The organism is Desulfobotulus sapovorans DSM 2055 (assembly GCF_059569355.1).
In genome coordinates this window covers 61,867-71,721 of record NZ_JCANVJ010000016.1, presented here as the reverse complement: position 1 = coordinate 71,721, position 9,855 = coordinate 61,867, and the positions used below count along the sequence as shown (strand labels likewise).

General features: G+C 58.3%; 9 protein-coding genes and 1 pseudogene. 9 read left to right on the top strand and 1 reads right to left on the bottom strand.

Translation table 11 applies throughout. The features are described 5' to 3' along the window. The 7 genes and pseudogenes from BR04_RS11630 to BR04_RS11600 all read left to right on the top strand — a co-directional run. Nucleotides 1-247: pseudogene (locus BR04_RS11630) on the top strand (IS66 family transposase); the annotation flags it as partial. 732 nt (nucleotides 248-979) lie between these two features. Then, entirely contained in the window at nucleotides 980-2,533 is a 1,554-nt protein-coding gene (locus BR04_RS11625; RefSeq protein ID WP_496356185.1) for an acyl-CoA carboxylase subunit beta, read from the top strand. A gap of 13 nt (nucleotides 2,534-2,546) precedes the next feature. After that, nucleotides 2,547-2,744 carry a hypothetical protein gene (locus BR04_RS11620; protein WP_496356184.1) on the top strand — a complete coding sequence of 66 codons (198 nt, stop codon included), beginning with the start codon at nucleotides 2,547-2,549 and terminating at the stop codon, nucleotides 2,742-2,744. A gap of 69 nt (nucleotides 2,745-2,813) precedes the next feature. Continuing rightward, the gene (locus BR04_RS11615) at nucleotides 2,814-4,769 is read left to right on the top strand and encodes a pyruvate carboxylase subunit B (protein WP_496356183.1); all 1,956 of its coding nucleotides are present in this window, start codon (nucleotides 2,814-2,816) and stop codon (nucleotides 4,767-4,769) included. Between the two features lie 13 nt (nucleotides 4,770-4,782). Continuing rightward, entirely contained in the window at nucleotides 4,783-5,244 is a 462-nt protein-coding gene (locus tag BR04_RS11610; protein WP_496356182.1) for a cyclic nucleotide-binding domain-containing protein, read from the top strand. Continuing rightward, nucleotides 5,244-5,735: an OadG family protein gene (locus tag BR04_RS11605; protein ID WP_496356181.1), complete on the top strand. Its 492-nt coding sequence runs from the start codon at nucleotides 5,244-5,246 to the stop codon at nucleotides 5,733-5,735. Before BR04_RS11610 ends, BR04_RS11605 begins: the two co-directional genes overlap by 1 nt. Before the next feature lie 16 nt (nucleotides 5,736-5,751). Further along, on the top strand, nucleotides 5,752-6,879 hold the full coding sequence (locus BR04_RS11600) for a sodium ion-translocating decarboxylase subunit beta (RefSeq protein WP_496356180.1): 1,128 nt from the start codon (nucleotides 5,752-5,754) through the stop codon (nucleotides 6,877-6,879). A gap of 124 nt (nucleotides 6,880-7,003) precedes the next feature. Here the strand turns inward: BR04_RS11600 and BR04_RS11595 are convergent, their stop codons facing one another. Beyond that, nucleotides 7,004-7,510 (bottom strand): hypothetical protein, encoded by a 507-nt coding sequence (locus BR04_RS11595; protein ID WP_496356179.1) that lies wholly within the window; start codon nucleotides 7,508-7,510, stop codon nucleotides 7,004-7,006. A 258-nt stretch (nucleotides 7,511-7,768) separates the two neighbouring features. Between BR04_RS11595 and BR04_RS11590 the strand changes: the two genes are divergently transcribed. Both BR04_RS11590 and BR04_RS11585 read left to right on the top strand, forming a co-directional pair. Continuing rightward, nucleotides 7,769-9,217 carry a DUF3375 domain-containing protein gene (locus BR04_RS11590; protein ID WP_496356178.1) on the top strand — a complete coding sequence of 483 codons (1,449 nt, stop codon included), beginning with the start codon at nucleotides 7,769-7,771 and terminating at the stop codon, nucleotides 9,215-9,217. Beyond that, nucleotides 9,214-9,846, top strand: a complete 633-nt coding sequence (locus BR04_RS11585; protein ID WP_496356177.1) for a DUF4194 domain-containing protein — start codon at nucleotides 9,214-9,216, stop codon at nucleotides 9,844-9,846. Before BR04_RS11590 ends, BR04_RS11585 begins: the two co-directional genes overlap by 4 nt. Nucleotides 9,847-9,855 lie beyond the last annotated feature (9 nt).

The window sequence follows — 9,855 nt, the reverse complement described above, 5'->3', positions numbered from 1 at the left end:
GTTTCCAGTCCTCCCTCTTCACAACAATCTCAGCGAGAGGGATATCAGGGAATATGTCAAAAGAAGAAAAATCAGCGGTACGACCCGGAGCGATTTAGGCCGCCAGTGTCGGGATACATTTCTCAGCCTCAAGAAAACCTGCCAGAAACATGGCCTCTCTTTCTGGGATTTCCTCTATGATCGGATCCATGACCTTGGAGCCATCTCCTGTCTGCCACGCCTTGTCGCTGACTCGATCCCTCGCTGAACCTGTTTCTCTGTTTCTATTCATGCTGCCCGGACTTTTGGAGTAGTTACGAAAAAGGGACGAATTTCAGACCTGTCCCGAATCTCATGCTTATGGATCAGGTTTGTACGGTTCTGCACTACCACCGCTACGCCAAGGTAACCGCAGGATCTGAAGGAAAAGGTTTCTCTTAGACCATCTTTTTTCATGAAATCGTTTTTTCAGTTTTCCCTTACAAAAAGCAGGGGAAGCAGCCCGAAAAGCCCCGTAAGCATGAGGACGCCAAGTGGCCCTGCATGGCTGTTGATATGGCTTGATGAGGGGGGGCTTTCTGTCATCAGGGCTGATCCGGAATCTTGTCTGCGGATGGAAGAATGGACATGGAAGGTTTGTCATTGTGCATTTCATGTATAGGAGCTTTAAAAAAACAGACCACCCGGTCAGCTCCCGGTCTTTGGGGAAGAAGGAGAGAATGCCCCATCGTTTTGAGGCGTTTATCCCTTTTTCCCATGGCCTGTGTCCGGCTTTCGGCTCCCAGCTCTTTTAACTCTGGCACATATCCTGCTTTTGGCCCTGTTCCGGTTCCTTTGCCCTGAAAGGAACAAGGCCCTGAGAAATCCCGGTGGATAGGGAGGCCCTCCCATGCTAAGGATAGGCGCTTGGGAGCGCTGTGTCCCGGTGCAGGGGAATTCTGAAGAGAAGCTTTGGTCATGGAGGCGTTTCAAGCCTTTTGCGGAAAACGGGAGAAAAGACATGAGCCGTACCGTTGAAAAACTGCGGGAGCTGAGGCTCCGGGAAAATGAAGTCCTGAAAATGGGGGGGGAGGATGCGGTACGCAAGCATCAGGAAAAGGGCAAGCTCACGGCCCGGGAAAGGCTTTTCCACCTGTTTGATCCCGGTACCTTTCAGGAACTGGATGCCCTGGTCACCCACCGCTGTACCCATTTTGGCATGGACAAGGAATTCGTTCCCGCAGACGGCGTGATTACGGGCCATGGGCTGGTGGAAGGCCGTCCGGTGTTTGCCTATGCCCAGGATTTCACGGCAAGGGGCGGCAGTCTTGGGGAAATGCACGCGAAAAAAATCACCAAGGTGCAGGATCTGGCCCTAAGGGCAGGAGCTCCCGTGGTGGGTATGAATGATTCCGGCGGAGCGCGGATTCAGGAAGGGGTGGATGCCCTGGCGGGCTTTGGGGAGATTTTCACCCGCAATGCCGACGCTTCCGGAGTGATCCCTCAGATCTGTGCCATCATGGGCCCCACCGCCGGAGGGGCGGTCTATTCTCCGGGCATGATGGACTGGGTTTTCATGGTGAAAGATTCCAGCTACATGTTCATCACAGGCCCGGACGTGATCCGCTCCGTCACCGGAGAGGTCATTGATTTTGAAAGCCTTGGCGGGGCCATGACCCATGCGGTGAAAAGCGGAGTGGCCCATTTTGCCGTGGATTCGGACATGGCCGCCATTGAGGGCATCCGCGAACTTCTCGCCTTTCTTCCGGCCAACAACATGGAAGATCCGCCGGTTAAAGATCTGGGAGACGACCCTTTCCGGGTGGAACCCGCCCTGGACAGCCTCATCCCCGATGCCCCCAATGCCGCCTATGACGTGCGCACCCTCATCGGAATGCTGGCGGACGGCGGAAAGATTTTTGAAACCCAGGCCCTCTTTGCCCCCAACATCGTGACCGGTTTTGTGCGCATGAACGGCAGAACCACAGGGGTCATCGCCAATCAGCCTGCTGTGATGGCGGGCTGTCTCGACATTGATGCCTCGGACAAGGCAGCCCGGTTCATCCGTTTCTGCGATGCCTTCAACATTCCCCTCCTTACCCTTGCGGACGTGCCGGGTTTTCTGCCGGGCAGCAGTCAGGAGTGGGGCGGCATCATCCGCCACGGGGCCAAACTCCTCTGGAGTTATGTGGAGGCCACGGTGCCCAAGATCCTGCTCATCACCCGCAAGGCCTATGGCGGGGCCTACATCGCCATGAGCTCCAAGCATCTGGGGGCAGACATGGTCTTTGCCTGGCCTACGGCGGAGATTGCCGTGATGGGGGCCGAAGGGGCCACCAACATCATCCACCGCAGGGAAATCAAGGAAGCGCCGGATCCCGCCAAAACCCGCAGGGAAAAAAAGGAAGCCTACGAGGCCCTTTTCTCCAACCCCTATATTGCCGCGTCCAGAGGCTATGTGGATGCGGTGATCCAGCCTTCGGAAACCCGCCCCCGCATCATTGCGGCTCTCGAAGCCCTGGGTACCAAGCGGGTGCAGAAACCTCCGAGAAAACACGGAAACATCCCCCTTTAAAGGAAACTCAGCCATGATGGAAGAACAGAAGAAAATGGCGGCGGCCATGGCTGCGGTGATGGCCTGCATCCGGGACGGGGAGGCGGCGGCACTCCGCCGTCTGGGAGCCAGCCCCCAGCGTTCGGCGGGAGAGCCGCCCAGAAACCTCTGGAGTACGGCGGGCCGCATGGATCAGATGCAGGCGGCTCAGTGGATGCAGCGGAAATCATAAAATACGGATCTCAAAACGCGGGCCTGCCCATGGGCAGAGGACGCTGAATCCTATGGTTTGAGGAGAGCTATGGAAACGGGAATGGATGCAAAGCCCCTGATGCTTTGTGATGTGAGTCTGAGGGACGGCTTTCAGTGCCTGTTTGCGGGCCGGGGCCGGACAGCGGATATGGTGCGCATGGCAGCCCCCATGGACGATCTGGGGTTCTGGGCCGTGGAGGTCTGGGGCGGGGCCAGCTTTGATGTGATGCACAGGGAGCTTAACGAAGATCCCTGGGAGCGTATCCGCAGCCTGCGCCGCTTTTTTCAGAAAACGCCCATGGCCTGCATGCTCCGGGGCCAGCAGCTGGTGGGCTACCGCTGTTACAGCGATGACGTGGTGCGGGCCTTTGTGGAGCGCAGTGCGGCCAACGGCATCCGGGTTTTCCGGCTCTTTGATCCCTTAAACGACCTGCGCAACCTGGAAGTGGCGGGAAAAAGCGTGGTGCAGGCGGGAGGGCACTTTCAGGGCTGTATCTGCTACAGCCGGACGGTGGCAGGCCCTGAGCCTGAATCCCTCTACACCCAGGCGTATTTTCTCGAAAAAGCCAGGGAGCTTCAGAAGCTCGGAGCCCACTCCCTTCTCCTCAAGGATACGGCGGGCATCCTCACGCCGGATGCGGCCCGCAGCCTGGTGACGGCCCTGAAGGCGGAAATTTCTCTGCCCCTGCATCTTCATGCCCATGCCACCACAGGCCTTGGCGGGCTTTCCCTTTTTGCCGCCGTGGAAGCCGGGGTGGACGGGGTGGATACCTGTCTCGCGCCCTTTGCCATGCGCACCAGCCATCCACCTGTGGAACCTCTGGTCACAGCCCTGAAAGGCAGTGTCCGGGACACAGGCCTTTCCCTTGAAGCCCTTTCCGCCTTAAACCGGCTCAGTGAAGAGGAAATCCTTCCCAAATACTGGCATTTTTATGGTGGCAGTACCACGCCCATGGATACCACGGCCCTGATGCAGGGCATTCCCGGCGGCATGGAGGCGGAACTGAAGCGTCAGCTTAAGGAGATGGACGCGGAAAACCGTCTGGATGCGGTCTTTGAAGAACTGAAGCGGGTGCGCCGGGATTTGGGCTTTCCCCCTCTGGTGAGGCCCCTGAGCCGTATTTTCGGTACCCAGGCGGTGAACAATGTGCTCTTTGACACGGAGAGCGAATCCTACCGCATGTTGTCTGCGGAGGTGCGGGATTTCTGTGCAGGGCTGTATGGCGAGCCTCCCGGATCTCTGGATGCGGCTCTCCGCAAAAAGGCCCTGGAAGGCCATCCTGGGGCAAAACGGCCCATGAAGGAGCGCCCCGGTGCTGTTCTGGAACCCGAGCTTCCCCGGGTACGGGAGGAGCTGCGGGGGCTTGCGGCGGATATTGAGGATGAACTGCTCTGCGCCCTTTTTCCCACCACGGGCAAGCGTTTTCTCCGCTGGAAGTACGGAAAGGAGACCGCCCCTGAGTTTACACGGCAGCGGACTCTGGAAGAGGCGTTGAAGATCCGGGAGCGTATGCTCCGCATTCTGGCGGGCGAGCACCGGGGAAGCGAAGGGGAGGATGTTCCGGAGAAAAGCCCCTATATCCGCACCTTCAACGTTTTTGTGGATGACACCTACTACGAGGTGGGCGTGGACGAGGTGGGCGGTGCCCCCGTGATCCGCCATGCCTTTCCCCTGACGCCTCCTGCCGGGGAAAGGACGACGGCACGTCCCGCTGCCCCAGCATCTCCTTTGCCGGTGCGGGAAACGCCCCCTGTCCGCAAGTCTCCCCCTTCGGTTCTCGATGGGGAGGAGGGAACGCCTCTGCTTGCGCCCATGCCGGGCATGGTGGTCTCCTTCCGCAAAAAGGAAGGGGATAAAGTCAAGGCCGGAGAAACGGTGGTGATTCTGGAGGCCATGAAAATGGAAAACGCCCTGGCGGCTCCGGTTTCCGGCGTGATTTTAAGCCTTCCCGTGAGAAGCGGCGATTCCGTGGCCAAGGATGCGGTACTCTGCCGCATCGGATGAGGGGGCATGTGGGATGAGTCCTTTACCTGAAACCATGGTGCGTATACTGAAAAACCTGCCCCTTCTCCGGGAAGTGCGGTCCGAATCCCTGGAAATTCTTGCGGCCTACATGCAGATGGCAAGGGTAAGGGAAGGGGAGCTGCTTTTCGACTGGGGACTTTCTGCGGAAACCCTCTACATCAGCATTTCCGGCGACTATCTTCTGGCCTTTCCCGATGGCAGCGCCTTTTCCCTGCACGGCAGTGGTCAGATCATCGGCATGAACGCCATGCTCAATCAGGGCCGGTACACGGCAAGGGCCACAGCCCTGACGGACGGTTCTCTCATGGCTCTGTACCGGGTAAACCGCAACCGGATGCTGGAGGAGCATCCCCGTTTCGGAGATCGCATCCAGCGCAGCATCCAGGCCTACCTGAAGCAGAGGCGGAAGCAGAAAGACAGCGACGGCATCTGTCTTGAAGAGGAGGATTTCTGATGGCCGACTACGGACTGGCCGCCATTGCACGGCACAATGGTTGGGAAATCGTTTTGCTCGGTATGTCCATCGTGTTTACGGGCTTAAGCCTTCTGGCTTTCAGCATTTCACGGCTGCACCGGATGCTTGCTTTTTTTGAAAGGCGAACGTCCTTTTTGGCAAAGGACAAAAAGGCCCTTGCCGTAAAACTGTACAAAAAAGCGAGGGCCTTGCCTGATTCCCTTCCCTTTACGGGAACTCCGGAGTTCCGGCCTGCCTATCTTCAGTACAACCTGCTCCGGGAAAGCCTTCCCCTTCCCCTCTCCCTTCCCCGGCTGCTGGGCCTTGCGGAAAAAAGGGGGGTTTTCCGCTGCCATGCGGTGCTGGCGGATCTTCTGAGGGCCGGGGTGCTTCAGGCCGACGGGGAGGGCTTTTACACCTGGAGCGATGAAGCCTTCAGGCGCATCACCGATGGAGGCGCACCCCTTAAACCATCAACACCAACCGCCTGACCACGAAAGAAGAGACATGATCCCGCTGCTGCTGGATTTTTTAACCAATACGGGTTTTTATCTCGCGGATTTCCGTCATCTCATCATGATCTGTGTGGGGCTGATCTTCATCTATCTGGGGATCGCCAAGCACTATGAACCCCTGCTGCTGGTGCCCATCGGTTTCGGGGTGCTCATGGGCAATATCCCGGTCTTTCATGGGCTTGGTTTAAGCATCTACGAGGAAGGTTCCGTTCTGGGTTACCTGTATATGGGGGTGACCCAGGGGGTTTATCCGCCCCTGATTTTTCTCGGCATCGGTGCCATGACGGATTTTTCCACCCTTCTGGCAAGACCCTCCCTCATGCTGCTGGGAGCTGCGGCCCAGGCGGGGATTTTTCTGACCTTTCTCGGTGCTCTGGCCTTAGGCTTTTCTCCCTTTGAGGCGGCCAGTATCGGCATCATCGGCGGCGCGGACGGGCCCACCGCCATCTTCCTCACCTCCAAGCTGGCTCCAGACCTGATCGGCCCCATCGCCATTGCCGCGTACTCTTACATGGCCCTTGTTCCCGTGATCCAGCCGCCCATCATGAAGCTTCTCACCACGAAAAAGGAACGCTGCATCCGCATGGAGGAATCCCGTAAGGTCTCCCCACGGGAAAAGATCCTCTTTCCCATTCTGGGACTTCTCATGTGCTGCTTTATCGCCCCTGCGGCCCTGCCCCTTCTTGGTATGCTCTTTCTCGGAAATCTCCTGAAGGAAGCGGTTGTGACGGACCGTCTGGCCGTTGCGGCCCGTACCGTTGTCATTGACACCGTGACCATCCTTCTGGGGGTGACCGTCGGGGCCAGCACCCAGGGAGATGTCTTTCTCAATGCCAAAAGCATCGGGATTTTTGTGCTGGGTGCGGCAAGCTTTGCCGTGGCCACGGCCTGCGGCCTTCTCTTTGCGAAATTCATGAACCTTTTCATGAAAAGCAAGATCAACCCCCTGATCGGAGCGGCTGGGGTTTCCGCAGTGCCGGACTCGGCCCGTGTGGCCCATATCGTGGCCCAGAAGGAAGATCCGGGAAATTTCCTTCTCATGCATGCCATGGCCCCCAATATTTCAGGGGTGATCGGTTCTGCCATTGCAGCCGGGGTTCTGTGGAGTTTTCTTTCCTGAAGGGGTGTCACAGGGGGGAACGGACAGCTATGCCGCCGCCGTTGTGCCTGGGTCGGGCGACCCAGGCCCTCTGTGCTGGTATGGGCAAAATTTTTAAGTCCTCTTTCTGTATCTTGTCGTATCCTTACCCGTCCCGCTCCTCCTCTGCCATACGGGATTCAATGACTTCCAGCAGATTCTTAAGCTTTGCCGTTACACTTCCGTGGGAATATTCATCATCGGGGTGGGGCGGGGCACCGGGCTTCTGAAAATGGGGCTTTTCACCGCTGAGCTGCCCCCACCGGGTGTCTGTCTGGCGGGTGAGTTCGTAAAGACGTTCAGGGTGATCCAGATAGGAGCGGATCAGTCCGTGAAGAAAGCTAAAGGGTTTTTCTGCGTGCTCAGAAAGGGCAAGACTTTGGTTTTTCACCCTTTCCTGAAGCACGGACAGGAGCATTCCTGAGGTATCACGGATATTCTCCCGGATAAAGTCATTCAGCGCAGCCACCAGCTGATCAATGGCAGGCACAGGATTGTGCCCTTTCATAAAATGGCCGCCCTCCCGGCCTATGGCTTCGGCCATGGAGAATTTTCTGCGGCTCCGTATTTCCTGCTGGAGCACGGCATCCTGCGTTTTCTTTTCTGAAGTCATGGCAGCTCCGGAGTGTGTAAAAATTAAGTTTTTCCTTTATTCTGCATGAAACACGCAGTTTACGGTGTCCTTCCCACATTTGTCCACGATCTTCCCTCAAAGGCAATGAAGAAACCCGCTGCCCCAGCAAAAAAAGCGTTCAGACTTTCCCCCAGCCTCCTTTGCCATGCTGCCTTTTCTTTTCTGAGGATGGACTTCAGGGGCCATCAGAGGTAAAGACCGGGAGTTCTGCGATCCCAAAACACAGGAGAGCACGCCTTGCCCCTCGATTACCCCACCCTGGAACTCTTACGGCGCAGCCATCCGGCATGGCGGCTTCTGCGTGCGGACAATGCGCCCCTTGTGGCGAGTTTTCTGTACCGGGCCTTTCTTGCCCGGAACCGGCGTTTTCTCTCCCAGGCGGATCTGGCCGAAACCCTGGAGGATGTGCTTTTTTCCCTGAGGGAGTCCTATGGTCAGGAGAGCTTTCCCAAATCCGCCATCGCTTATCTTAATGACTGGTCTGACAACAGCCGGGGCTGGCTGCGGAAATTCTATCCTCCCGGAACGGACGAGGCCCATTTTGATCTCACCCCTGCCACGGAAAAAGCCTTAAGCTGGCTGGAAAGCCTCACGGAACGGGCCTTTGTGGGAACAGAATCCCGGCTTCTCACCCTTTTTGAGCTGCTGCGCCAGATGCACGAAGGCAGCCAGAGCGATCCTGAGGCCCGTCTGGCGGAGCTGGATCGCAGGCAGGCCCTCCTCGACGAAGAAAGGGCCCGCATTGAAGAAGGGGATATCGCCCTCATGGACGATACGGCCCTGAAGGAGCGCTTTCAGCAGTTTCTTCAGATGGCGCGGGAGCTGCTTTCCGATTTCAGGGAAGTGGAGCAGAATTTCCGGAGCCTGGACCGCAGGGTGCGGGAGCGCATTGCCCTCTGGGACGGGGCCAAGGGTGCCCTTCTGGGGGAGATCATGGGCGAGCGGGATGCCATTTCCGATTCGGATCAGGGCCGCAGTTTCCGGGCCTTCTGGGATTTTCTCATGTCCCGGAAACGGCAGGAGGAGCTGAGTGCCCTTCTGGACGCGGTGCTGGCCCTGCCGCCTGTGGCGGCCATGAATCCCGATCCCCGGCTGAGGCGGGTTCACCACGACTGGCTGGAAGCCGGGGAGCACACCCAGCGCACGGTGGCAAGGCTTTCCCAGCAGCTGCGGCGTTTTCTCGATGACCAGGCCTGGCTGGAAAACCGCCGCATCATGGAAATTCTCCATGGGATAGAGGTGAAGGCTCTCGGCCTTCGGGAGCATCCGCCGGAGGATTTTACCATGGACCTGGCTGAAACGGCGGCCAGCCTGGAGCTTCCCCTGGAAAGGCCCCTGTTCCGGCCCCCTCCCGTCCCCCTTGTTCTGGATTCCGTGCTGGAATCCGGCCATGCGGACATGGACAGTTCCGCCCTCTTTGATCAGGTGCGGGTGGATCGGGGGCTGCTTCAGTCCCGTATCCGAAAAGCCCTTCAGACCCGGTCCCAGGTCAGTCTTGCGGACATTGTGGCGGAACATCCCCTGGAAAACGGGCTTGCGGAACTGGTGGTCTATCTGCAACTGGCCGTGGACTGGGGCCACAGCACCATGGACGGAGAAAGCGAGGACGAGATCCGCTGGGAGGCTTCGGACGGCCTCTTGCGCCGTGCCCGTCTGCCCAGGATCCTTTTTATGAGGAAATCATGATGGACATTTCGGAACACCCTCTTTCCGATCCGGCGGACAGCCAGAGTCTTTCCGCCGTGGTGGTGCCCCTTTTGAAGGGGGTTCTCTATCAGGAGGACAGCCCCGCCCAGTGGCAGATCCTTCTGGGGCTTCAGGCCAGGGTACGGGATTATGTGGCCGTGCTGGGGCTGGAGCTGATTCTGGACAGCTCCGAAGGCTACGCCTTTCTCCGCTCCAGACCTGAAGGAGAGGAAGAGGGCGACAAGCTGCCCCGTCTTGTGCCCCGCAGGCAGCTTTCCTTTCCCGTCAGCCTGCTCCTTGCCCTGTTGCGGAAAAAGCTTGCGGAGTCGGATGCTGCAGGCGGAGAGACCCGCCTCATTCTGTCCAGGGAAGAGGTGGCGGAGCTGATCCGGGTTTTCCTTCCCGAAGGCAGCCGGGAAACCCAGCTTCTCGACAAGGTGGGGATTTATCTGAACAAGATTGCGGAGCTGGGCTTTGTCCGGCCCTTAAAGGGCCAGAAGCATATGGTGGAGGTGCGCCGCATCCTCAAGGCCTTTGTGGATGCCCAGTGGCTGGCGGAGCTGGATGCCCGGCTGGGGGACTATGCGCGGCATCTGGGGCGCGGGGAGAGCGATGAGGATGGGGAGTAGGGTGCCTTC